Annotated in this window: 25 protein-coding genes and 1 pseudogene; 16 read left to right on the forward strand and 10 right to left on the reverse strand. The window is 67.2% G+C overall.

The window, feature by feature from the left end; translation table 11 throughout:
* The first annotated feature begins 441 nt into the window (after positions 1-441).
* The 4 genes from E3T40_RS03105 to E3T40_RS03120 are packed head-to-tail and all read left to right on the forward strand — an operon-like array spanning position 442 to position 4,989.
* Positions 442-1,419 carry a hypothetical protein gene (locus tag E3T40_RS03105; RefSeq protein WP_134542633.1) on the forward strand — a complete coding sequence of 326 codons (978 nt, stop codon included), beginning with the start codon at positions 442-444 and terminating at the stop codon, positions 1,417-1,419.
* A complete protein-coding gene (locus E3T40_RS03110) occupies positions 1,419-3,005 on the forward strand; it encodes a hypothetical protein (RefSeq protein ID WP_233194116.1) in 1,587 nt (528 codons plus the stop codon). The genes E3T40_RS03105 and E3T40_RS03110 overlap by 1 nt, the downstream gene beginning before the upstream one ends.
* Positions 3,002-3,682, forward strand: a complete 681-nt coding sequence (locus E3T40_RS03115) for an ABC transporter ATP-binding protein (protein WP_104169813.1) — start codon at positions 3,002-3,004, stop codon at positions 3,680-3,682. The genes E3T40_RS03110 and E3T40_RS03115 overlap by 4 nt, the downstream gene beginning before the upstream one ends.
* A gap of 8 nt (positions 3,683-3,690) precedes the next feature.
* Positions 3,691-4,989: an ABC transporter permease gene (locus E3T40_RS03120; RefSeq protein ID WP_166786554.1), complete on the forward strand. Its 1,299-nt coding sequence runs from the start codon at positions 3,691-3,693 to the stop codon at positions 4,987-4,989.
* Between the two features lie 25 nt (positions 4,990-5,014).
* Here E3T40_RS03120 and E3T40_RS03125 read toward each other — a convergent pair whose 3' ends face one another.
* Positions 5,015-5,905 (reverse strand): LysR family transcriptional regulator, encoded by an 891-nt coding sequence (locus tag E3T40_RS03125; RefSeq protein WP_241981653.1) that lies wholly within the window; start codon positions 5,903-5,905, stop codon positions 5,015-5,017.
* A 118-nt stretch (positions 5,906-6,023) separates the two neighbouring features.
* On the opposite strand from E3T40_RS03125, the gene alsS reads away from it, so the two are divergent.
* From alsS to E3T40_RS03140, 3 genes and pseudogenes are all read left to right on the forward strand, one after another.
* Positions 6,024-7,766: an acetolactate synthase AlsS gene (gene alsS / locus E3T40_RS03130; RefSeq protein ID WP_104194768.1), complete on the forward strand. Its 1,743-nt coding sequence runs from the start codon at positions 6,024-6,026 to the stop codon at positions 7,764-7,766.
* The gene (budA, locus tag E3T40_RS03135) at positions 7,763-8,494 is read left to right on the forward strand and encodes an acetolactate decarboxylase (RefSeq protein ID WP_104194754.1); all 732 of its coding nucleotides are present in this window, start codon (positions 7,763-7,765) and stop codon (positions 8,492-8,494) included. Before alsS ends, budA begins: the two co-directional genes overlap by 4 nt.
* A gap of 398 nt (positions 8,495-8,892) precedes the next feature.
* Positions 8,893-9,054, forward strand: a pseudogene (locus E3T40_RS03140) (PhnA domain-containing protein); the annotation flags it as partial.
* A gap of 8 nt (positions 9,055-9,062) precedes the next feature.
* Here the strand turns inward: E3T40_RS03140 and E3T40_RS03145 are convergent.
* Positions 9,063-9,611, reverse strand: coding sequence for a hypothetical protein (locus E3T40_RS03145; RefSeq protein ID WP_104169817.1), 549 nt, complete (start codon positions 9,609-9,611; stop codon positions 9,063-9,065).
* 46 nt (positions 9,612-9,657) lie between these two features.
* Between E3T40_RS03145 and E3T40_RS03150 the strand changes: the two genes are divergently transcribed.
* The 6 genes from E3T40_RS03150 (at position 9,658) to E3T40_RS03175 (ending at position 14,037) form a co-directional block, all read left to right on the forward strand.
* Positions 9,658-10,758 (forward strand): AMP-binding protein, encoded by a 1,101-nt coding sequence (locus E3T40_RS03150; protein ID WP_134542635.1) that lies wholly within the window; start codon positions 9,658-9,660, stop codon positions 10,756-10,758.
* Positions 10,755-11,006 carry an acyl carrier protein gene (locus tag E3T40_RS03155; protein ID WP_134542636.1) on the forward strand — a complete coding sequence of 84 codons (252 nt, stop codon included), beginning with the start codon at positions 10,755-10,757 and terminating at the stop codon, positions 11,004-11,006. Before E3T40_RS03150 ends, E3T40_RS03155 begins: the two co-directional genes overlap by 4 nt.
* Before the next feature lie 105 nt (positions 11,007-11,111).
* Positions 11,112-12,050, forward strand: a complete 939-nt coding sequence (locus E3T40_RS16590) for an RNA polymerase sigma factor RpoD/SigA (RefSeq protein WP_104194766.1) — start codon at positions 11,112-11,114, stop codon at positions 12,048-12,050.
* 196 nt (positions 12,051-12,246) lie between these two features.
* Positions 12,247-13,140: a D-hexose-6-phosphate mutarotase gene (locus E3T40_RS03165; RefSeq protein WP_104169820.1), complete on the forward strand. Its 894-nt coding sequence runs from the start codon at positions 12,247-12,249 to the stop codon at positions 13,138-13,140.
* Positions 13,141-13,254: 114 nt separating this feature from the next.
* Positions 13,255-13,695, forward strand: a complete 441-nt coding sequence (locus E3T40_RS03170; protein WP_104169821.1) for an Asp23/Gls24 family envelope stress response protein — start codon at positions 13,255-13,257, stop codon at positions 13,693-13,695.
* Positions 13,696-13,770: 75 nt separating this feature from the next.
* Entirely contained in the window at positions 13,771-14,037 is a 267-nt protein-coding gene (locus tag E3T40_RS03175; RefSeq protein WP_104099742.1) for a GlsB/YeaQ/YmgE family stress response membrane protein, read from the forward strand.
* Positions 14,038-14,165: 128 nt separating this feature from the next.
* On the opposite strand, the gene E3T40_RS03180 is transcribed toward E3T40_RS03175, so the two are convergent.
* Entirely contained in the window at positions 14,166-14,687 is a 522-nt protein-coding gene (locus tag E3T40_RS03180) for a DinB family protein (RefSeq protein ID WP_134542637.1), read from the reverse strand.
* Positions 14,688-14,805: 118 nt separating this feature from the next.
* Between E3T40_RS03180 and E3T40_RS03185 the strand changes: the two genes are divergently transcribed.
* The gene (locus E3T40_RS03185; RefSeq protein WP_104099744.1) at positions 14,806-15,216 is read left to right on the forward strand and encodes a DUF4383 domain-containing protein; all 411 of its coding nucleotides are present in this window, start codon (positions 14,806-14,808) and stop codon (positions 15,214-15,216) included.
* A gap of 36 nt (positions 15,217-15,252) precedes the next feature.
* On the forward strand, positions 15,253-15,834 hold the full coding sequence (locus E3T40_RS03190; RefSeq protein ID WP_104169823.1) for a hypothetical protein: 582 nt from the start codon (positions 15,253-15,255) through the stop codon (positions 15,832-15,834).
* A gap of 52 nt (positions 15,835-15,886) precedes the next feature.
* Here E3T40_RS03190 and E3T40_RS03195 read toward each other — a convergent pair whose 3' ends face one another.
* Together E3T40_RS03195 and E3T40_RS03200 are read right to left on the reverse strand one after the other, a co-directional pair.
* Positions 15,887-17,236 carry a serine hydrolase gene (locus E3T40_RS03195; RefSeq protein WP_134542638.1) on the reverse strand — a complete coding sequence of 450 codons (1,350 nt, stop codon included), beginning with the start codon at positions 17,234-17,236 and terminating at the stop codon, positions 15,887-15,889.
* Between the two features lie 286 nt (positions 17,237-17,522).
* Complete coding sequence (locus E3T40_RS03200; RefSeq protein ID WP_104169825.1) at positions 17,523-18,836, reverse strand: ATP-dependent RecD-like DNA helicase; 1,314 nt, start codon at positions 18,834-18,836, stop codon at positions 17,523-17,525.
* A gap of 113 nt (positions 18,837-18,949) precedes the next feature.
* On the opposite strand from E3T40_RS03200, the gene E3T40_RS03205 reads away from it, so the two are divergent.
* A complete protein-coding gene (locus tag E3T40_RS03205) occupies positions 18,950-19,993 on the forward strand; it encodes a hypothetical protein (RefSeq protein WP_134542639.1) in 1,044 nt (347 codons plus the stop codon).
* A 33-nt stretch (positions 19,994-20,026) separates the two neighbouring features.
* On the opposite strand, the gene E3T40_RS03210 is transcribed toward E3T40_RS03205, so the two are convergent.
* From E3T40_RS03210 to rpmB, 5 genes are all read right to left on the reverse strand, one after another.
* Complete coding sequence (locus E3T40_RS03210) at positions 20,027-22,033, reverse strand: cytochrome c oxidase assembly protein (protein WP_174843639.1); 2,007 nt, start codon at positions 22,031-22,033, stop codon at positions 20,027-20,029.
* Positions 22,034-22,151: 118 nt separating this feature from the next.
* Entirely contained in the window at positions 22,152-22,439 is a 288-nt protein-coding gene (locus E3T40_RS03215) for an HU family DNA-binding protein (protein ID WP_104099750.1), read from the reverse strand.
* A 273-nt stretch (positions 22,440-22,712) separates the two neighbouring features.
* A complete protein-coding gene (gene rpsN, locus E3T40_RS03220; RefSeq protein WP_104099751.1) occupies positions 22,713-23,018 on the reverse strand; it encodes a 30S ribosomal protein S14 in 306 nt (101 codons plus the stop codon).
* Between the two features lie 2 nt (positions 23,019-23,020).
* Positions 23,021-23,188 (reverse strand): 50S ribosomal protein L33, encoded by a 168-nt coding sequence (gene rpmG, locus E3T40_RS03225; RefSeq protein ID WP_104099752.1) that lies wholly within the window; start codon positions 23,186-23,188, stop codon positions 23,021-23,023.
* On the reverse strand, positions 23,188-23,424 hold the full coding sequence (gene rpmB, locus E3T40_RS03230) for a 50S ribosomal protein L28 (RefSeq protein WP_104099753.1): 237 nt from the start codon (positions 23,422-23,424) through the stop codon (positions 23,188-23,190). The genes rpmG and rpmB overlap by 1 nt, the downstream gene beginning before the upstream one ends.
* Between the last annotated feature and the right edge of the window lie 319 nt (positions 23,425-23,743).

Genomic DNA, 23,743 nt, shown 5'->3' on the forward strand with positions numbered 1-23,743 from the left:
AACTCGCGGATCTCCGCCGCGTTGAACCCTGGGCTGATTGACATTTCCCATGCCTCCTACTGCTTGTGAAGTGGCTCACAAGCAGCTTGACGCAGAGGGGATTCTCGTATATGGGACCATTTTTTCGGGTTTCCGGGCCGTTTCGGCCAAAAACTCCGTCGAATTCGTTCGGGCCGGCGTTGAGGCCCGACGATCTCGGACTCGCTCGGTCAGCTGCGTGCAGCGAACGGTCGGTGTCACGTCCGCAGTAACGTTCAGGGTCACCTCGATCAGACGGCGCCGGCGGTCGAGGCTCTCCTCACCGCCCGATAACTTAAAAGCCGCGATGATGAGTTATTTTTCGCGGAAACGGTATGTTTATCGCGGGGGGCTTGACGGGGCGATTTTTGGGCCGATTTTTGGGCCGATTTTTTTCCCCAACCACCGCGTCAAGGGAGAACAATGAATCGTCGTTTGCAGACCGCACTCATCGCGACAATGGCCGTCGCCGCCTTGGGCCTGACCGGGTGCGCGTCGGATGCCGGCGGCGGAACCGGGGCCGGCGGCGAGCTCACCTACGAGGACAGCCCGCTCAATAAGTACCTGTCCGCCGCCTATGGCGACTACGACGAGGAGCAGGCGATCGCCGACTCCAAGAAGTCCGAAGAGGCAACCGCGGCCTGCATGGCCGAGGAGGGCTTCGACTACATCCCCGTCGACCAGTCGCAGAACATGTCGTTCGACGACGCCGACATGGAGGAACGTGAGACCGAGGAATGGGTCGCGGCCAACGGCTATGGGATGACCCAGAGCCCTGAGGAAATCGCGGCCCAGCAGGAGCAGTCCGAAGCCTACGTCGACCCCAACCAGAACTACGTCGCCTCGCTTTCGGAGACCGAACAGAGCGCGTTCTACGAAGTGCTCTACGGCCCGCCGCAGACGGAAGACATGACGAACGAAGACGGTTCGTCGGAGTACAACTGGGAAGACGCCGGATGCTCGGGGGCAGCCCAGCACGAAATCAACGGCGACAACCCCTACGAGGACAAGACCCACAAGCCGCTCTTCGACGCGATCAGCAAGCTCTACGAGAACCTGGCGAAGGATCCCGGCGTTCAGGCGCTCGACGCCGAATGGGCGTCGTGCATGGCGGACTCGGGCAACCCCGACTTCTCCGCCAAGCAGGACGCCATCAACGCGGCGAGCGAACTGTCGAACGTCCTGTACAACAACGAGACCGGCGAGGCCCCGAGTGACGAAGACCTCGCCGAGGTGCGCGAGGGCGAGATCGAGATCGCTCTCGCCGACTTCACCTGCAGCGAGAAGGTCGACTACACCGCCGCGATGCTCAAGCTGCAATTCGCGCTGGAAAAGCAGTTCGTGGCTGACCACAAGGCCGAGCTTGAGGCGTTCTCCGCCGACTACAAGCAGGGTGAGTAGTGTCCGAACGATTCGCAGAGGGCAGCCCGAACGTGCCGGGAGCCGGTGACCTGCCGGGGATCGGTGACCTCGAGGCTGCCGATGCGGGCGTGTCCACGCGCAGCCAGGGCTGGGGACGGTTGCTGAACGGGAACCGCACAATCTGGGTTGTGTCGGCCATCGCCGTCGTGGCTCTGGCGGCCGGGCTCGTGCTCGGCCGGTTCGTCGTGTCGCCGGCGGATGCCGCGAACAACGCCACGGCTCCCGAACCCGGCCTGATCACGGTTCCGGTGGAGAAGAAGGTGCTCGGCAACGACATCACGATCCGCGGTGACGCCACCTACGCGGACTCGGTAGAGGTGACCATCGAAACCGGCGACCTCGGCGGTCCGGCGATCGTCACCGGCCAGGTCCCGGATGTCGGGGCGACCCTCGAGGCGGCGGCGATCGCACTCGAGGTGGCCGGCCGGCCGGTCATCGTGCTTCCCGGCGATCTGCCGGTCTACCGCACCCTGCGCCTTGGGGTGGCGGGCCCGGACGTGCTCCAGCTGAAGCTGGGACTTGAAGCGGTGGGCATCGAAGCCGGGGACGAGACATCCAATCGGTTCGACGCCGACACGGCAACCGGCGTGCGGACCCTGTATGAACGCATCGGCTACCCGTCCCCCGAGGCACCGGAGGGCGTCGCCGCGGCGGTGCAGTCCGCCACGGACCAGGTACGCTCGGCCGAGGACGGCGTGACTCTGGCCGCGCAGTCCCTCGCCCTGGTGAGATCCGGCCCGTCCGCCGTGGACCGGGTTGAGCAGGACAACCTCGTGCGCAGCAGCGAGCGCGCCCTCGCCGCGGCGAAGACGGGCGGAGAACCCGATGCGATCGCGGATGCCGCGGACGCCCTCACCCTCGCGAAAACCCGGCGCGATTCGGTGCTCGCGGCTCGTGACACCACGGCCGAGACATCCGCCCTGCGGTCCGCCGAACAACAGGCGACGAGCGCGCGTGACGCGCTCGCCACGGCGAACGAGGCCACCATGACCTATCTGCCGGCCAGCGAAATCCTGTACCTGCCGGGTCTCCCCCGCCGGGTCGACGAGGTCACCGTATCCCGCGGCACCTCGATCACGGGCTCCGTGATGCGGGTCTCCGGTGCCACGATCCAGATCAGCGCCTCCGCCTCGGCGAGCGATGCCAAACTCATGAAGGTCGGCGACGCCGCCGTGCTCTCGATGCAGGACGATTCCGAGCACGGCGCCACCGTGACATCCGTCGCCGTGGCCGAGGCTAAAGAGGGAACGGATGCGGCGAGCGGACGCTTCACCATCCTGCTCACGCCCGACGACCTCACACCCGGGCAGCTCCAGAGCATCCAGGGCAGCAACCTGCGGGTCACCATCCCGGTCAGCTCCACCGACGGGGAGGTGCTCGCTGTGCCGTTGGCCGCGCTTACCGCCGGCCCGGGCGGGGAATCCCGGGTCGAGGTGTCGACCGGCTCCGGAAAAAAGACCGTGCTGGTCGAGGTGAGCGCCGGGCTCGCGGCTGACGGTTTCGTCGAGGTGCAGGCGGTCGACGGTTCCCTCGAGGAAGGGGACCTCGTCGTGGTCGGGCGATGAGCCGACCGGCCGTCGTGGAGCTCATCGACGTCACCCGCTCCTTCCCCGGCCCGCCCGAGGTCCAGGCGCTCAAATCAATCAACCTGCGGGTAGAGAAGCAGGACTACCTCTCGATCGTCGGGCCGAGCGGGTCGGGCAAGTCGACCATGCTCAACATCCTCGGCCTGCTCGACCGACCGAGCGTCGGCGAGTACTACCTCGACGGAGCGCTCACGGGTCTGGCCGGCGAGGCGGAACGCGCGGCGCTGCGGGGCGGCAAGATCGGCTTCGTGTTCCAGGCCTTCCACCTCATGCCGCACCGCTCGGTGCTCGACAATGTGCTGCTGGCCACGATCTACAGCGGAGTTCCGCGCGCCGACCGCGAACGACGGGCCCGCGCCGCCCTGCACCGGGTGCACCTGGACCACCGGATCGACTTCCTGCCCGGCACTCTCTCCGGCGGCGAGCGCCAGCGGGTCGCGGTCGCGCGGGCCGTGGTGGCCTCGCCCCAGCTGCTGTTGGCCGACGAGCCGACCGGCAACCTCGACGCCTCCACCTCCGGGGAGGTCATGGACCTGTTCGAGGAGCTGAACGCCGACGGCCTCACGCTCATCGTCATCACCCACGACCGGGCCGTGGCGGATCGCGCCGGGCGCACCATCAGCATCACCGACGGCCGCGTGAGCGAAACGACATGAAATTGCGGATGCCGAACCACCGTCGAGCGAGCAGCGCTCCGGCCCCGGTAAGCGACGGTGACCGCGGGGCCGCGCCGGCCATCACCCGCGCCGACCGGTTCTCGGTGCAGGACCTCATCGTCGAGGCCGGCTATGGCATCGGGGCGCGCCCCACCCGCCTGATCATGACCACGCTCGGGACCACGATCGGGATCGCCTCCCTGGTGGTGACAATCGGATTCGCCCAGACGGCGGCCGGCCAGATCGCTCGCCAATTCGACGCGGTCGCGGCCACCCAGGTCGTGATCGAGCCGGGGAGCACCGACGGGATGAACGGCTCGGAGCGCGCGACCGGGCGATTGCCTTGGGATGCCCCGGACCGGGTCAGCCGCCTGGCCGGGGTGGAGCTGGCCGGCCTCGTCAGCGAGGTGCCCCTCGATGCCGTGACCATCACCGCGGTGCCGGTCAACGACCCGTCGGAACCGGCAACCCTGGGCCCATCGCTGATGGCCACCTCCCCCGGACTGCTCGACGCGGTTCGCGGCAACATCGTGACCGGCCGGTACTTCGACACCGGCCACGATGCCAGGGCCGATCGGGTGGCGGTGCTCGGTTTGCGCGCGGCTGAGCGCCTGGGCATCAACCGCGTCGACAGCCAGCCCTCCATCTTCATCGGCGACTCCTCATATACCGTGATCGGCATCATCGAGGGGATGGAGCGACGCTCCGACCTGCTCGACGCGGTGGTCGTGCCGATGGGCACCGCGCGCGCCGACTTCGGCCTGACCGGCCCGGATGAACTGCAGATCCGGATCGCTCTCGGCGCCGGCAAAGTGGTCGCGGAACAGGCTCCGATCGCCCTGGACCCCAACGCTGCGGAGAACTTCGAGGTACAGGCCCCGTCGGCTAGGTCCGCCCTGCGCGAGAACGTGCAGGCCGACGTGAACGTCATCTTCCTGATTCTCGGCGTGCTCGCCCTCGTCGCGGGCGGACTGGGGATCGCGAACGTCACCCTGCTGTCGGTGATGGAAAGGGTGGGCGAGATCGGGCTGCGCCGGGCCCTGGGCGCCACCAAGCGCAACATCTCGAGCCAGTTTATGGTCGAATCCGTGGTCATCGGCCTACTCGGCGGCCTGATCGGAGCCGCACTCGGGGTCTTCGCGGTGGTGATCGTGTCGGCCATTCAGCAGTGGGCGCCGGTCGTCGACCCCTGGCTCGCAGCCGGGTCGGCGCTGCTCGGGGCCGTCGTCGGCCTTGCCGCCGGGGTCTACCCAGCCCTGAAGGCGTCGAATATCGAGCCGATCGTCGCCCTGCGCGGGGGCAACTGACGCACCCTGTCGGCCCCGCCTCGCATCAGCCGCGCGCCTCGTCGGCGGTGAGCGCGAGCTCCACGAACGCGCGCACGGCAGCCGACGCGCGCCGCTTGCGCGAGGCCGCCAGGTACACCGTGAAATCGGGCAGATTCGCCACGGGAAGCCGGTGCACGTCGAGCGCGTCGTGGGCGGTAAATTCGGGCAACAGGGCCACTCCGAGGCCGTTGGTCACGTATTCGGCGGCCGTTCCGATATCGGAGACCTCGATCATCACCCGCCGCTCGAGGCCGGCAGCGGTGAAGGCATCGTCCACGATCTGACGGCTGGCGTAGCCGGGCGGCAGATCGATGAACTCCTCCGGCACGAGGTCGCCCAGGCCCACGGCCGACGCGGAGGCGAGCCGGTGGCCTTTCGGCACCACCAGCACCATCGGCGACGAAGCGATCGGCACGGCCAAGAGCGCCGTCGGCGCCGGGCCGCTGAGGGCGAGGAAGGCCAGGTCCAGTTCGCCCGAGACGAGCTCGTCGACCAGCCCGGCCGACCCCCGCCGGGCCGCGCGCAGCCGCACGCCGACGCCCGGATGGCCGGCGCGGAAGAGACCGAGCAGCCGAGGCACATTGACGAGCGTGACCGAGGTCATCAGCCCGATCACGATGGACCCGGTGACGGCGCGGGTGGCGTCCTGGGCGGCGTCGCGCACCTCGTTCACGGCGTCGAGGGCGTCTCGCACCTTCGGAAGCAGCAGTTCGCCAGTCGTAGTGAGCCTGATCTGGCGGCGGCTGCGATCGAACAGTTCGACGCCCAATTCGCTTTCGAGCGATCGAATGCCGGCCGAGACGGCTGACTGGGCGATGGTGAGCCGGTCCCCGGCGCGCGTGAAGCTCAACTCACCGGCGACGGCGCTGAAGAATTCGAGCTGTCTCAATTCCATGGGCCTAAGCATCTCATTTTCAGATCGTTTGCATCGCTACTCGGCGTTGCTTCTTATTGAATGAGCAGCGACGATGGAAGGGAGACCGATTCAGAACGGCGATCCGGGAGGCATCACAATGACCACTACTTCATCGCTCCAGAGCGACGACGACACAACCGAGACCACGCTCGTGCGCTCTGACGCCGGCACCCCCGCTCCGTCCACCCGCTCCGCCGAACGCGTGGTGGAATGCCTGAAGGCCTACGGCGTGCAGTGGGTCTTCGGCGTTCCCGGCGCCAAGATCGACCCGGTCTATGACGCTCTCATCGACGACGGACCCGAGGTGATCGTGGTGCGTCACGAGCAGAATGCGGCCTTCATGGCCGCGGCCGTCGGGCGTCTGAGCGGCCAGCCGGGCGTCGTCCTGGTGACGAGCGGCCCAGGCACCTCCAACCTCGCGACGGGCCTGCTGACGGCGACGACCGAAGGCGACCCGGTGGTCGCCCTCTGCGGCGCGGTTCCGCGCGCAGACCGGTTGAAGCGTACCCACCAGACAATGGATGCCGTGGGCATGCTGTCCGCCGTGACCAAGTCCGCCGGCGAGGTGAGTGTCGCCGACAACGTGCCGGAAGCAATCGCGAACGCGTTCCGCGATGCAACCCAGGAGCCCAAGGGCGCCGCCGCGGTTGTTCTCCCCTACGACGTGCTCACGGACTCGACGACCGTGTCGATGACGCATCCGCACTGGGTGCCGCAGCTGGGCGCCGCACCCTCCAAGAGCGTGCAGCGCGCTGCCGCCCTGCTGAAGGATGCGCAGTTCCCGGTCATCCTCGCCGGCGCGCGGTCCGGCTCGGACCAGGCCGTCGCGGCGCTGCACCGCCTGCTGGGCGTCGCCGGACTGCCCGTCGTCGAGACGTTCCAGGCCGCGGGAGTCATCTCGCACGAGCTCGAAGAGCACTACCTCGGACGCGTGGGCCTGTTCCGCAACCAGCCCGGGGACATCCTTCTGCACAAGGCCGACGTGATCCTGACCGTCGGCTACGACTTCGTCGAGTACGAACCGTCGAAGTGGAACAAAGACCACCTGCGCGTGATCATCCACCTCGACGAACTCTCCGCCGACCTCGACGACTACTACCGCCCCACGCTCGAACTGCGCGGCGACGTCGCCGAGACCCTCGACGCCCTCGCCCGCCAGATCAACGGGCTGTCGATGCCGGTCGCCGCCGCGGCCGAGGTCGCCGAGCAGCGCGCCCGCCTCGCGCACGCCGACCAGCCCACCGGTCGCCGGGACGAGTCCGAGGGCGTGCACCCGGCCGACCTCACCCTGATGATGCGCGAACTGCTCCCGGATGACACGACGGTGCTCTGCGACGTGGGCTCCCACTACATCTACATGGCCCGGCACTTCCGCACCTACCACCCGCGCACCCTGCTGTTCTCGAACGGCCAGCAGACCCTGGGCGTGGCCCTGCCCTGGGCGATCGCCGCGACCCTGGTTCGCCCGGGCACACCAGTCGTGTCCGTGTCGGGCGACGGCGGTTTTCTCTACTCCGCCATGGAGCTGGAGACGGCCGTGCGGCTCGGCTCGACGTTCACCCACATCATCTTCAACGACGGCACCTACGACATGGTGGCGTTCCAGCAGATGGGCAAATACGGGCGCACCTCCGGCGTGCAGCTGGGCGATTACGACGCCGTCGCCTATGCCGAATCGTTCGGCGCCCACGGCCACCGGGTGACGCACCTCGACGACTTCGCCGGCATCCTGGCGCAGGCCCTGGCCGAACCCGGCCCGAGCATCATCGACGTGCACGTCGACTACCGCAACAATAGAGATGACCTGATGGCCGATCTGGAAAGCGATGTGCTGCAATGAGCAAATTCACTGTCACCCGACACGAAATTTTCCAGACGAGCCTGATGAGCGCGCTGCTCGACGGCGTCTACGAAGACGAGATGACCGTGCGCGACCTGCTCGGCCGCGGCAGTTTCGGACTCGGCACGTTCAACGGACTGGACGGTGAAATGCTGATCATCGACGGCACCTGCTACCAGCTGCGGGCCGACGGCGGGGTGTCGAAGGCCGACCTGGGCGCGCACACGCCCTACGCCGTCGTCACGAATTTCGTGCCTCATATCGAGAGCCAATTGCCGCAGAACATCGTGCGCGCGGAGGCGTCGAAGTTCATCGACAAGCTGACGGCGTCGCAGAACTACATGTACGCCCTGCGCATCGACGGCGACTTCGAGTGGATCCGGATGCGCACGGTCGTCAAGCAGGAGAAGCCTTACCGCCCCATGGTGGAGGCAACCGACGAGGACGCGATCATTGAGTTGCACGACGTCTCGGGCGTCGTGGCTGGCTTCCGCACCCCGCTCTACGAGCAGGGGATCGGCGTGCCCGGCTGCCACACGCATTTCCTGACCGACGACCGCACGGCCGGCGGCCACGTGCTCGACTTCAAGCTGCGCTCCGGCACCGCTGCCCTGTGCCTCGGCACCGACCTGCGTTTGCAGCTGCCGCTGACGGATGCCTTCAAGAACGCCAACCTGTCCCCCGACGACCTCGAGTGGCAGATCCAGAAGACCGAAATGCACCGGTAGCCGAGCGATCCGAATCGATTGGTTGTGTCGCTCTCGAAAGATCACAGCTCAGCGCACCGAGTTAATGCTGCTCATCACAGGGACTCCCTGCCCGGCGTCCAGCCAATTCGACGGAGATTCTGGTGCAAGTCGGCTTCTTCTCAGGATTTACGGCCATTTTTGGGCAAAATCTCTCCGTCGAATTCGTCCGGGATACGGGGTGGAGCGGCTGATGGAGGTTCGAAGCGCGCACGCGCTGCCACTCATCCGGCGCGCGTTGTGGCCAATTCAGGAGATCCGTCCGGCCGGGCCGAACATCCGCCCCGGTTCCGCACTGGTCCGTGGCGGCCGATGGACTTGGCTGACGGATGTCCTGAGTTGGCCACATGTGTCGGCTCGGCCGGGCCTAACCCACGCACGAGGGCAGCGCGACCGCCATCACGGTGGGCACGAAGGTGCGGGGTATCCGTCTGCTGGATGGCGTGGGCGACCACGACATCGACTGCAAGGTGGACGGATTCGGCTCAATGCGGCTGAAGTCCAGCGTGGTGAAGAAGGTCCAGCCACGAACCGCCCGCTAAGGGGACCGTCAGCGTCCGGAATCCAGCGCTGCCCGACGGTTCGACATCAGCGCCGCCAGATCGGTGTTCACCAGAGTCCGCACCCGTTCCGCCCGCCGCTGCGCGTAGTCGGGCTCCCGGCGGTCGACAACCTGTTCGACCAGCCGGGCGGCGAGCGCGGCGCCGATTTCCTCGCTGGCGTCCGTGCGGGCCCGCTCAAGCAGGTCGGCGACCTGCTCGTCGTCGACGGCCACGGCCCGTAGGGCACCGGCGAGCTTCAGGTGCACACGCCGTCGCAAGGCCAGGTGGCGCACGTGGAGCCTGTCATCGTCGGTGATCTCGAACGCGCTCCGCTGCCGGCCCAGGACTTTCCGCTGCCGGCCGACACGCTCGGCATCTTCCTCGTTCTGCGTCGCCAGCCGGACCAATTCGGAGCGGACGGCCGCGGTGTAATCGGCATCGGCGAAGTCGCGGTGCTCGCGCAGCGCCCCCACGATGATGTGGTTCTTCACGGCCATGCGCACCGCGGAGAGCCCGATGAGAACGCCCTCGTCGACAATCCGCTCAAAGGAGGCCATGGCGATACCCTATGCCCCACGCGCCCGCGGGGGTCTCATGGGCTGCATGACGGCAGGAACCGAAGCCTCGACACGCTGGCCCACCATCCCCAAGAATGTTCGCGCCCTCACGGTGCCGCCCAACCTCGTCGACTATGACGAGACCTGCGCCACCTTCACCTGGGACGAGGCCCGCCACGCTCTTTCGGGGCTGCCCGGCAATCGGGGGCTCAACATCGCCAACGAGGCGGTTGACCGGCATGCCGCCGGTGCCAGGGCCGCTCACGAGGCCCTGCGCTTCGTGCGCGGCGACGGCACGACCCACTCCCTGAGCTATGCAGAGCTCGCCGAGCAGACCGGCCGCTTCGCCAGCGTGCTGCGGGGCCTCGGCATCGGGCGGGGCGACCGGGTCTTCTCCCTCCTCGGCCGCGTTCCCGCGCTCTACGTCGCGGTGCTCGGCACGTTCAAGAATGCCAGCGTCTTCTGCCCGCTGTTCTCCGCCTTCGGGCCGGAGCCGGTACGCCAACGGCTCCAGCTGGGCGGCGGCCGGGCCCTGGTCACAACGCGGGCGCTGTACCGCAAGAAGGTGGCGCCGATCCGGGTCCAGCTGCCGGACCTGCGGCACGTGTTGCTGGTCGACGCCGACGGCCATCCGGACCCGGGCACGCTCGATCTGGCGGCCCTGCTGCGGGAGGCCCCGCCCTACGGCGAGATCGCCGCCACCCAGGGCGAGGACATGGCTCTGCTGCACTTCACGAGCGGCATCACCGGCACCCCGAAGGGCGCCATCCACGTGCACGACGCCGTGACCGCGCACGACGCGGACACCCTGCCGCTGGAGGTGCTGATGAAACAGCTGCGGGACCTGGTGAGCCGGGCGCGCGGCGACCGGCTGCAGCGCGCGGAGATGGCCGACCCGACCCTGACCGTCACCAATCTCGGTGATCTCGGCGTCGAGAGCGTCTTCGGCGCGATCTACCCGCCACAGGTCGCCCTGGTGGGTTTCGGCCGGGTGCGGGAGGAGCCGTGGGCCCGGAACGGCCTGCTCGGCGCGCGTCCCGCCATCACGGCCACCCTGGCCGCCGACCACCGCGTCAGTGACGGACTGCGCGGCGGGCGATTCCTCGCCCGGATCGACGAACTGTTGCAGAACCCGGAGGAGCTATGACCGAACAGACCGAACAGGAGGCCCGAGCGGCCGTGTATGCGGCCATCCGCCAGGTGGCGCCGGATGTCGACACCGACGATCTCGACGAGGGCGCGCGATTGCGCCAGGATCTGGAACTCGACTCGCTGGACTTCATGCGGCTGATCGAGACGATCCACGAGGCGACAGGCGTTGACATCCCCGAGCGCGACTACGCGGTTGTCACAACGGTGCGAGACCTGATCACCTATGTCGCCCTGCACGGTTGATTCAGTTCTCGAGCATTATTCGGTTTCTTCCCGGCCGAGTCAAGGCCCTCGACGCAGTCCCGCCCAGGATATGTACTGATGTTCCAGCCCGAACTGGAGGAACCCATGACCATTACCGCACATGCATCATCCGTTGCCACGTATAACCGTGCAGCGACGGACGCGTTCGGCGACTACCTGAGAAAAATCGGCAGCGTTTCGCTCCTCACCGCCGAGGACGAGGTCGACCTGGCCAGACGCATCGAAGTCGGCCTGTTCGCCGAGCAACGCAGCGAGCAGGGCGAAATTGAACCCTCTCTCCTCCGCGAGCTGGCCTGGCTTGCCCATGACGGCCGCCGCGCGAAGAACCACTTCATCGAAGCGAATCTGCGCCTGGTGGTCAGCATCGCCAAGCACTACTCCGGACGCGGAATGCCCATCATGGACCTCGTGCAGGACGGCAACATCGGCCTCGTCCGCGCCGTCGAAAAATACGACTTCATGACCGGCTACAAATTCTCCACCTACGCCACCTGGTGGATCCGCCAAGCCATCCACCGCGGCATGGCCGACAAATCCCGCATGATCCGCATCCCCGTGCACACCGCGGAGAAGCTCAACAAGATCAAGCGCATCCGCCGAGACCTCACCAGCACCCTCGACCGCGAACCCACCGTGGCGGAGCTCTCCGAGGCCTCGCAGATCCTGCCGGCCGACGTGATGCGCCTGCTGCGCTATGACAACGAGCCGATGTCCCTGCAGTCGCCGGTGGGCGACGGTCTCGGCGACATCTCCGAGCTGATCATCGACGACGACCTGCCCCAGCCCGAGGAGCACGCCGTGCTCACCATGCGGGCTTCGGACATCGTTTTCTACATGAGTGCCCTGCCGCCGCGGGAGCGGTCGATCCTGATGTCCCGGTTCGGTCTCGACGGGGGCGCGCCCCAAACGCTGGACCAGATCGCCGTCGTTCAGGGCGTGACCCGGGAACGGGTGCGCCAGATCGAGAAGCGCGCACTGGCCCTGCTGAAGGTGCCGTGCCTGGAGCAGTACCTGCGCGATTGACCGCCTCTGGGCGGGGGCCTGACCGGCTGACACAGCGGCCGACGCGACTCGAGGAGTCACGTCAGCCGCTGTGGTCACTCCCCCTGCTCATCCATGGCGCCTAGTGGTTCGGGTCGAAGGCGATTTCAGTGACCCTGCCCAGCGGGGCGTCGATCGGCATTAGGCGCTCGGTCGCGGGAAGCGCGAAAATGGGCTCATGTCCTCCGTAAGCGCTGCACCCAGGTCTCTGCCCGCATCCGTTCGAATCGGAGAGGGCCGCGGTGGTCTCACCGTGGTGAGAGTGGTCGGTCGCGCCGGCTCCGCCGAGATCTACCTGCACGGCGCGCACGTCACCGACTTCACCCCGGCCGGCGGCCGGCCAGTGCTTTTCCTGAGCGACCTGAGCCGGTTCGAGGCCACCGCCGCGATCCGCGGCGGCGTGCCGATCTGCTTCCCCTGGTTCGGTGCGAACGCGCTCGACCCGGCCGCGCCGTCGCACGGTTTCGCCCGCCTGATCGAGTGGGAGCTCGTGGATGCCCACGAATCCGACGACGACGTCGTGCTCACCTTCAGCCTCACCGACACTCCCGCCACACGCACCTCGGCTTGGCCCCACCGCTTCGAGGCCCGCTACACGGTCACCGTCGGCGCCCGCCTGACCCTCGCCCTCCGGGTGACCAACCGGGAGACGGATGCGCTCAGCTACGAAGAAGCGCTGCACACCTATCTGCGAGTGAGCGATGTGCGCGGCACGACGGTCTCGGGGCTGCAGGGCACCGCGTTCCTGAACCAGCTGACCGCTCTGACCGAGCCCGCGGAGAACAACCCCCTGGGCTTCGGCACCGAGACGGACCGCCTCTATCTGGGCAGCCGCGGCAGCGCCACCGTCGCCGACCCGGACGGCCGCACCGTCACGATCGAATCCGACGGATCCGACAGCACCGTGGTCTGGAACCCCTGGGCCGACAAGGCCGCCCGGATGAGCGACTTCGGCGACGACGAGTGGCCCGGCATGGTCTGCGTGGAAACCGCGAACGTGCGCCGGGACCAGGTACGTCTGGACGCTGGCCAGAGCCACACGACGACCGTCGTGTTCGCGGTTTCGGCCTGAGAACCGACCTTCGGGACTGCCCCGCAAAAACTTTCTTTCGGCGCTAGCGTGACGAATTCCCGTCGACCCACGTCATACTAGTGTCGCCCGGCTCGTGCCACGCGCCGCGACAGATTGGAGCACGCCATCGTTGAACAGACGACCTCCGCACGACCAGCCGTCCCTTCAACCGGACCAGGGACGACTGTCATCGCCGATGGCGTCGTCGCGAAGGTAGCCGGCATCGCCGCACGCGAGGTGCCGGGCGTTCACGCGCTCGGCGGAAGCGCGGCCAGGGCTCTCGGCGCCATCCGGGAAGCCCTCAGCGTCGCCGACCTCTCCCCCGGGGTGAGCGTCACCACCGAGGGCGCCGCGGCATCCATCGCGATCTCCATCGTCGTCGAGTACCCGCACGAACTGCAGAAGGTCGCGGGCGCAGTGCGCAACGCGGTCGAGACGGCGATCGAGACAATCGTCGGCATGCAGGTCACCTCGGTCGATGTGACCGTCAAGGACGTGCACCAGGCGTCAGATGACACGGTCGCGGACGTCGACGAGGCAGACACCCCGGACTAGTCCGGCTCTTTTCTCCACTTGACCAGAACTTACCCTCATCAGTTCGCAAACAACAGAAAGACGCAAGGACAAATTATGGGCTTCATCGGATTCCTTATTCTCGGACTCATCGCCGGCGCAATCGCCAAGGCAATCCTGCCGGGCAACCAGGGCGGCGGCTGGGTCATCACCCTCATCCTCGGCGTGCTCGGCGCGTTCCTCGGTGGTTTCCTCGGCTCGGTCATCTTCGGCACCGGTCTCGAGAACTTCTTCGACATCTCGACCTGGCTTCTCGCCATCGCCGGCTCCGTCATCGTTCTCGTGATCTACGGCGCTCTCACGGGGCGTCGTCGCCGGGCCTAAGTCACGGCAGCGCGACAAGCGCGAACGAACGGGCGCACTATTAGGGGGTGCGCCGGTTCGTTCGTGCTTTTTTTTGTTGACTTGTGCCTGCTGACAACCGATTGCCGGTATTCTGCGTGCCGGTGGCGTCAGTCGCCGGCGACGTCGTGCAGGTGGTGCACCGGATCGTGCACGAAATATTGCCCCATCGTGGTGACGGTGAACCGGGCACCGTCGCTGCGGCGACCGGTTCGGCCCTGGTCTGCGGGCGAAACGGCGGCGAAGGAGCCGGCGACGGATGCCGCGGCCTCGGCGAGTTCGCGGGCCACGACCGCCGGCTCCTGCTCGTTATAGCGCTCCATCACCGCGGTGGCGTCCTGGTCCCAGTTCGGGAAAGCCGGGTCGTCCTCGGCGAGAATGAGGGTGAGACGCTCGTCGAAGATGCGGAACACGTCGCGAACATGGGCCGCGTATTCCAGGGCAGACCAGGTCTGCTCGTCGGGGCGCGACGCGACATCCGTTCGCTGCAGCACCGGCTGCCAGCGGGCCGCGTTCTCGCGCACCAGCCGCGGAATGTGCGCGAAATCGACGTCGGCGGCGGAGAAACCGCACTCCGGGCAGGGGCGCTCCAGCACCCAGGTCCAATCTTTTGTATCCGCGCTGATTCCCATCCGGTGATCCTATCCGGCGGTCACGGCTACGCACCGGTGCCCGGCCAAACCGAACCGTCGTTGATTCCGAACAATTGGCGAGCACGGATGCACCGTGACATCTACTGGAGGTCTTCTCATGCGTACATCCCCCAACCGCATCATTGCCACTGTTTTCGGTGCCGTCTACGTTCTGGTCGGCGTGCTCGGTTTCTTCGTGACCGGCGGCGTCGACTTCTTCGCCACCGATGGCGGCCTGCTTCTCGGCATCTTCGCGGTCAACCCTCTCCACAACACGGCCCACCTCCTGATCGGCGCAGCACTGTTGATCGCCGGTCTAGCCACGGCCCCCGCCGCGAAGGCCGTCAACACCACGGTCGGTGCGGTGTACCTGCTCCTCGGAATTGTCGGTTTCTTCATCGCCGACACCGCGCTCAACATCCTCGCCCTCAACACGGCCGACCACTTCCTGCATCTGACCAGCGCCATCGTGCTGCTTGGAGCCGGTCTCGCAGCCGACAAGACCGTACCGCGCACGGTCACCGTCTAGCCCACGCGCGCCACCCACACCGCGGACAGGAATCCCATGACGCAGATCACGCGCCTCTGGATCGCTTTCGCCGCCCTCGGGGCAGGGATTATTCACCTGGCCGTGGGCGCCGGCGCTCCAGCCCTGCTCGCCGTCACCTTCGTCGGGCTCGGCGTCGCCGAGCTCTGCTGGGGTGTGGCGACGCTCGTGCGAGGAAGGCATCTTTGGCCGAACCAGGCCCTCGTCGCCGCCCTTCTCCCGGGCGTCGTTTGGGCTGCAATGGTGGCGCTCCGCAGCACCTCGGCGGTGCCAGCCGACGCCACAGTGCTGCCGGTCTTCCCGATGTCCATCGCCACCCTGTTCGGCGTGTTCGTGGCCGTCTCCCTTGCCCTCACCCGGCGGCGTGCCAGATGCCGGGCGGCGGCATTCGACACTCCTGCCGGGGTGACCGGGGCGACCGAACCCGCACCGCAGGGCTGGCGTTTCCTGGCCGCGCTGACGCTCGGCGGCCTGCTGGTTTCCGGCCTGACCACTCCGGCCCTGGCCGCGACGGATGCCGGCACGCAGGCGGTCCCGCACGGGTCCCCCGGTCACTCGGGCCCCGCCGTTCTGCCCGGCGCACCGCACTCCCACCACTGACCGGCTGCGGGCCAAAGATAATTCCCGGGTCTCGCTGGGCCCGGCAGCCCTTCTAGTCCGGCTGCTGCGATCCGCAGACGGCGACAGCCCGGATTTCGCCGGCGACTTGGTTTTCGGTCCAGGGCAGGTTCAGCTGGGGTGCCGGCACCTCTCCGGACGCGGGCGCAGCGCCGGCGACCGCGGCAAGTCGGCGGGCGACCGCCTCGGCGAACCCGCGGCCGGAGGTCGAATTGTTGAAGGCGACCACTACCGTGAGTCCGCTGACCGGGTCGGCCATCGCCGCCGAAATGAAACCGGGGATCTCCCCGGACTGACCGAGCAGCGGGCCGAACCGCTCGACCCCGAGGCCGTGTCGATGCCAGGAGAGGGCTCCGGCACCCGGCAGAACCGGCGCCCACTGCGCATCCGTCGATGTTTTCGACAGGAGGGTCCCCGCGGCCAGCGCCTGCGCCCAGATCTTCAGGTCGTCGAGGTTCGAGACCGCCCCCGCCGCCACTCCGCCCACCGAGGGCGACAGCTGCGTTACATCGAGCACGCTCCCACAGCGGGCCCTGCCGACCGGATCAAGGGCCGCGGCATAGCCGCGGGGACTCGGCCCCGGGATCGCAAGCTCGCCCGGCGATGGCAGGCTGGTGTTCGTCATGCCCAGCGGTTCGAACACGTAGTGCCGGTAGAGCCACGGCCAGTCGCGTCGGGTTGCCTGCTGCAGGGCGAGACCGAGCAGCACGACCCCGGTATCCGACGCGGACCAGATTCCGCCGGGCAGCGCCACCCGAGGTGCGCCCGTGCCGCTCGCGATGACTTCGCGCGTCGACCATTTGCGACTGGGGTTGGCCATAATCTGCGGAGCCATCAGGGAGGCGTGATCGGCCAGGCCGGACGTGTTGCGGCAAAGCTGCCCGAGGGTGATTTTGTCCAGCCCCACCACCCGGGGCACGTAGTCGGACACCGGATCCTCCAAGCGCACCTGCCCCTCCTCGACGAGCCGGAGCAGCACCGTGCAGGTGAGCGCCGTCGTGTTGGTGCCGATCCGGAATCGCATCTCCGGGGTGAGGGCACCCGGTGTCGTCCTCGAGACGGACCCGGGCGACGCGACCCAGGTGCCGGCCCACGGCGCCCAGACACCGGCAATGGCCCCCGAGGAACCGGACAGGGTCTTCGCTTCGGCGAGCACGTCATCCAGCCGGGACGTGACCTTGGACGAGAACGGGGCCGCCGCCTGCGCGCGGGCCTCCGGGGACGCATCCGTCGCCGCGGTGCACGCCGTCAGCACGAGGGCGGCACTCACGACGAGAGCCGGCACGCGGTGGTGGCGTGTGCGGGGGCTCGCGTGACGAGGTGAGGAGCCGGCTGGTACAAGGCCGGCTGCGGCCTGGCTGATCGGTGCCTGTCCGAGCTTCATCGCCTGACCCCCGTCGCGTCGCGGCCCACACAGGAGCGCCCCTGCACGAGGGAGTGTACCCACGCCGCCGTCCGGCCGCACCGTATTGCTGCCGGCGGCCCCCCGGCTCTCGCTCTTGCCCCTACTGCCGCCCTCGTCCCTAACGAATTCGACGGTGATTTTGGGCTAGAGACTCTAGTTTTGGGCTGTTCTGCACCGTTTTCGGCAAAATCTCCGTCGAATTGGTTCGTAGGCAGCGGCGGGAGAGGCAGCCGCGAGAAGGGCAGCCGCGGCGGTAAACACGGGGCTAGTCGGCGAGGGTGACCGGGCAGGGGGTCTCGGTAGGGCGCGGGCCGCGCATGAACCGCTGCACGTTCTCGTCCACGATCATGTCGCTCGGGCGCAGCGGACGGGTCAGATAAAGGCCGTCCAGGCTGGTCAGCCGGCTGAGGGCCACATAGGTCTGGCCGGGACTGAACACGCGCGCGCCGAGGTCGACGACCGCGCGTTCATAGGTGGCGCCCTGCGATTTGTGGATGGTGACCGCCCACGCCAGCCGCAACGGGAACTGCGTGAACTCGGCGACGACGTCTTTGCGCAGCTTCTTCGTGGTCGGGTTGTAGGTGTACTTGAACTTCTCCCACACCGCCGGTTCGACCTCGTGCGTTTCGCCGTCGATGTCCACGTACACCGTCGAATCGACCCGAGTGACGGTGCCGATGCTGCCGTTCACCCAGCGCGGGCCGCCGTCCTGGTTGGAGTCGTTGCGCAGAAACATGACCTGCGCCCCGACCTTCAGCTCGAGCACCTCGTCGGCGGGGAATGTGCGCCCGCCGAAGTCGCCGGTGACGTCGGCCTTGGCGGTCAGCGCCTTGCCGGGGAGGCGTTTGAGAGCGGATGCGTTGATCCGGTTCACGGAATCGTTGCGGGTGGCCAGCGTGATCACGCCCTCCCTCGGCGGGGTGCGGGCGCCCGCGGCGTTGAGCGCGCCGCCGATCTCGGCCGTGACCTGCCCGTGCCGCACCGCGTTGAGCATGTGTTTGAAGTCGGCGTCGCGCTGCCGGTGCACCTCGGTGAGCTCGAAGATGCGCAGGTCGGCCCCCTGCCAGACCTTCGCGTCGAAGAACCACATCGACCGGTAGGTGTCCGCGAAGTAGGCACGCTCGTCGGAATCCCCCGGGACCGGGGCCAGCTGGTACGGGTCGCCGAAAAGCACGATCTGCGCGCCGCCGAACGTGTCGTTCGGCCGTTGCCGCGCCTGACGCAGGCTGCGGTCGATCGCATCCATTAGGTCGGCGTTGACCATCGACACCTCGTCGATGACGACCGTGTCGATCGTGTTGAGCAGTTTGCGTACCTGGTCGGACTGGTCGATCGCGTTGTCGGCGATCACGCCGATCGGCAGGCGGAACAGGGAGTGGATGGTCTGGCCGCCGACGTTCAAGGCCGCCACCCCGGTGGGAGCGGCAATCACGATCTGCTTGCTCGTGTTCCAGGCGAGGTGATTGAGCAGCGTCGACTTGCCGGTGCCGGCGCGCCCGGTCACGAACACGTTCTGCCGGGTTCCCTCGATGGCCTCGAACACTTCGGCCTGCTCGCGCGACAGCGGAATCTCAGACACGGGGGGGCACTTTCGATGGGGTGCGGACGGGACATACCACTGTATCCGGCCCGGCTGCACGCGTCGGCCCCGGTCTACGGGTTGGTGGAGAACCGGCCCCGTAGGATGTGGGGGTGAGTAACCGGGACGGCAGGCGCCGGCGTAACGAGCGGCGCGCCATCGTGGCCGTGGTCATCGTTGCCGCCCTCCTCGGCGCAGGCCTGGTCGCGACGATCGGGTCGCTCAACCGCGACCTCTACAGCGCCGGCAGCTTCGTGGGGCAGTATCTCGACGCCCTGGCCCGCAAAGACACCGCCGGTGCGCTGCTGCTTCCCGGGGTCAGACCCACGGCTGCGGAGCTCGAAGCGGCCGCGCTGCCGAAGGACCTGCCGGACACCCTGCTGCGGAACTCCGTGCTGGGGGAGCTCACCGACATCCGTCTGACCGCTGACGACGAGTCGGCCGATGGACGGCACACGGTCGACTACGAGTTCCGGCTGAACGGCACACCCGCGGCGATGACCTTCCAGGTGGAGAGCGCCGGCACGTTCTTCGTCGTTTTCGACAGCTGGCGCTTCACCACCAGCCCGCTGGCCGTGCTGCGAGTGAACGTGCTGCACCAGGCCACGTTCTCGGTGAACAGGCTGACCCTCGACACGCGTGCGCACGCCGCCGATGGCGCGCCGGAAACGTTCTCGAACCAGGCGGCCTACCTGGCCTTCGCACCAGCCCTCTACTCGTTCGAGCACTCCTCCACCCTGCTCGACGCGGCCTCGCAGACGGTGCCGGTCGTCGCGTCCGGGGTGACGGATGTCACGGTCGACGCCCAGCCCAACGCCCAATTCATCGGTCAGGTCCAGGCCGAGCTGGACCGTTTCCTCGACGATTGCACCACGCAACAGGTGCTGCAGCCCACGAACTGCCCATTCGGCATCGAGATCAACGACCGGGTGCGGGACGACCCGATCTGGTCGATCGCCCAGTATCCCCCAGTCACCCTCGTGGCCGGCGACTCCACCTTCGAGATGCCCGACACCGAGGGGCAGGCGCACATCGTGGTGGAGGTGCAGTCGCTTTTCGACGGCGATGTCGAGGTGCGGGATGAGGACGTGGCCTTTGCAGTCGCGATCAGCGTGACCGTGAATTCGGACGGGTCGCTCGCCCTCCAGCTGCGCTGACCGGCGGCGGCTGCCCTGCTGAACGCTTTCTTGCTACTCCGAGCGGTCGTGCGCGGCGAGGCGGGCCAGGCCTGCGTTGTACTGGAGCAGTTCGGCGTCGCCCGTGCGGGCGGCGTTTCGGTCCTTGCGGCGGGTTTCCTTCTCGTCGCTGCGGCTCCATTGGATGGCCACCGCAATGGCCAGGGCGATCGTTGGGATCTCGCCGACGCTCCAGGCGATGCCACCGCCCATCTGCTGGTCCTCGATGCCGCTGAGCCCCCAATCGCGCCCCATGGCCCCGTACCAGTCGGAGAGGAGCAGCCCGGTGCCCGTCATCATGGTGACACCGAAGAAGGCGTGGAAGGCCATCGTGCCCAGAAGAAGCAGCAGGCGGCCGGCGTAGGGCAGGCGGTAGGGCACCGGGTCGATGCCGATCAGCGACTGCACGAACAGGTAGCCGGTGATCAGGAAGTGCACGATCATCCACTCGTGGCCGATGTGGTCGGTCGTCGCCCAGCTGAATAGCGAGGAGTAATAGAACACCCAGAGTGAACCGGCGAAGAGCACGGCTGCGACCAGCGGATTGGCCAGGAACCCCGCGTACGTCGAGTGCACGGCCAACAGGATCCACTCGCGGGCGCCGCGGCTGCCATCCTGCCGCTTGCGGATGGCCCGGGCGGCGAGAGTGACCGGCGCCCCGGGAACCAGAAAGACGGGCACGAGCATGGTCAGGGCCATGTGCATGAGCATGTGGGAGGAGAAGAGGTACTTCGCGTAGAGGTTCGCGCCGCCGTTGGTGATGTAGAACAGGATCAGCATGCCGGTCACCCAGAGCACGGTGCGGAAGACGGGCCACTTATCGCCGCGGCGGGCCAGGCGGCGCACCCCGGACACGTAGAAGAAGATGCCGAACGCGCAGAACAGCACCCAGGCCAGGTCGAAGTTCCACTCGGTGAAGTAGCGGCTGAAAGTGAGCGGCGGCGGCAGGAGCTCGCCGGTCAGGATCTGGGCGGGCGTCGAGGTGGGGATCTCGGTCGCCGTGATCTGCTCGACCGGCGTCGCGGTCTTGGCGAGGGCGGCGGCAGCCCCGGAGGCGAGCCCCATGAACGCCAGTTCCGTGACGATGAGCCACCAGAACCAGACGCTCCGGCGGGGTGCGGGGGTCTGGGCGTCTGCGGGGGTGCTCCGCAGCATCCGCCCGATCACGTACCGGCGTTGCAGCACGCCGAACGCGCCGAGCACGGTGAGGGCGAAGACCTTGACCAGAACGAGGATGCCATAGGGCGAGAGCAGCCGGTCCCAGGCACCCAACCGCAGTTCGGCGCCGACGTAGCCGGACGCAGCGACGACGATGAAGGAAACGAGGGCGAGCGAGGAGTAGCGCGCGATGACCGGATCGAGGCGGCCGCCGGCCAACTGCTTGCGCAGCACGATGATGGTCAGCAGCCCGCCCAGCCAGACCGCGGCGAAGACCAGGTGCAGACCCAGGGCGGTGATGGCCACGTCGTGCCCCTCGGCGCCGGCCGCGTGCCCCTGTAGTGCAATCGGCACCAGGGCACCCACGGCGAGGACCGTGACGAAGACGAGCCCGGTCAGTGAACGCACCGCGAAACACAAGACGGTGACGAAGGCCGCGATCAGGGTGGTGATCAGCCAGGCCTGGCCGATCTCGATGTCGCTGAAGAACTGTCCGGCGGTGGCGCTGAACCGGTCATCGAAGCTGAGCGGAATGGTCGTCACCTGCAGGAAGGTGAAGAAACCGGTGAGGGCGGATGCCACGGTGAAGACAGCGGCGGACCCAGCGGCGAAATCGAGGGCCGCGTTGTATTCGGGTTCCCGAGGGCTCAGGGCGAAAAGGGTGAGCACGAGGGCGCCGATGGTGCCGGCGGCGCTGAGGTTGACGAGGAGCTTGGCCAGCGGGAGACCCCACCGCACGACTGGTCCCGGATCGGCCAGCAGTTGCGCCGAAGCGCCGCCGCCGTAGGCTAGCGCTACGAGCGTCGCCAGCGTCGCGACCAGCAGGAGCACTGCCGGACCGGAGATACGCACGAGACGAAGCACTGACTCAGCCTAACCGTGCCCGGTGGACGCACGCTGCACGAGGCTCGCTGACGTGTGACGTCACAGACGAAAGCAGGGCGCCGACCGAAGCCGACGCCCTGCTTTCTTGGTTCGCGACCTACTTGGCGGCAGCCTTGAGCTTGCTACCAGCGGTCAGCTTGACGCGGTGGCCCGCGGCGATGGCGATCTCTTCGCCGGTCTGCGGGTTGCGGCCGGTGCGCGCTGCGGTAGCGGTGCGCTCGACTCCGAGCCAGCCCGGGATCGTGACCTTGCCGTCGTTCGCGACGGTGTCGGCGAGAGTTGCAAAGAAAGCGTTCAGAACGCTGTCAACTGCAGCCTGGCTCTGGCCAGAGTCTGCGGCAACCTTGGCAACGAGCTCGGTCTTGTTCAGCGACTTGTCAGCCATTGAGTGTCCTCCTCGGACCTTTGTCTGTAAAAACAGGGATTCACGTATTGCGGGCGACGCTCCGAGGAGCGACTCCGTTTGGCCGGTTGGACCGGGTTGAATCTAGCAGACAACCGCGGAATTCCGCGGATTTGCGGCGTTTCCAGCCGGTTTGGCTGCCGTAACGGCTTCATTTTCGCTGTGGGCGAAAAAAAGAGGATGCCGACCGGAGTCGACATCCTCTCGCTTCAGAACCGAGGTTCCGAATGACCGCCTAAGCGGCTTGGTGCGGTGTTACCAGCTGGACTTGGTGATGCCGGGCAGTTCGCCGCGGTGAGCCATGTCGCGGAAACGCACGCGCGAGATTCCGAACTTGCTGAGGTGTCCACGGGGACGTCCATCGACCGCGTCGCGGTTGCGCAGGCGAACCGGCGACGCGTTGCGGGGAAGCTTCTGCAGGCCGAGGCGAGCAGCTTCGCGGGACTCATCGGTGCCGGCCGGGTTGACGAGGGCCTTTTTGAGCTCAAGGCGCTTCGCGGCGTAGCGCTCGACGATAACCTTGCGCTGGTTGTTCTTGGCAATCATGCTCTTCTTCGCCATTTTTAGCGCTCCTCACGGAAGTCAACGTGCTTGCGCACTACGGGGTCGTACTTTTTGAGTACGAGACGGTCGGGGTCGTTGCGACGGTTCTTCTTGGTCACGTAGGTGTAACCGGTGCCGGCCGTCGAACGGAGCTTGATGATCGGGCGGACGTCATGCTGCTTGGCCATTAGATTTTCTCCCCACGAGCGAGAAGGTCCTTGACGACCGATTCAATGCCACGAGCGTCGATCACCTTGATGCCCTTGACGGACAGGGTCAGCGTGACGTTGCGGCGAAGCGACGGTACGTAGTACTTCTTGGTCTGAACGTTCGGGTCGAAGCGACGCTTGGTGCGTCGGTGCGAGTGCGAAATGTTGTGTCCGAAGCCGGGGACGGCTCCGGTCACCTGGCAAGTAGCTGCCATGGTTCTCCTCCAATACCGAAGGGCGAATGCCCTTCCCAAGATCTCTTGTCGGCTGGCATGACGACACTCCCGCGAAGCGGAAGCGAGCGAACCAGCAGTGCACGCACAGATATGCGCAGCAGCGTCCAACATTACGCGGTGCCCTCCCCCAGCGCAAACTGAACCAATTCGACGGAGATTTTGCCGATTCAGGCCCTAAAACCGGCAAAACCGGGTTGTGCCCTCTGCGTCAAGCTGCTTGTGAGCCACTTCACAAGCAGTAGGAGGCATGGGAAATGTCAATCAGCCCAGGGTTCAACGCGGCGGAGATCCGCGAGTT

Source organism: Cryobacterium sp. TMT1-19 (assembly GCF_004403055.1).
GTDB classification, from domain to species: domain Bacteria; phylum Actinomycetota; class Actinomycetes; order Actinomycetales; family Microbacteriaceae; genus Cryobacterium; species Cryobacterium sandaracinum.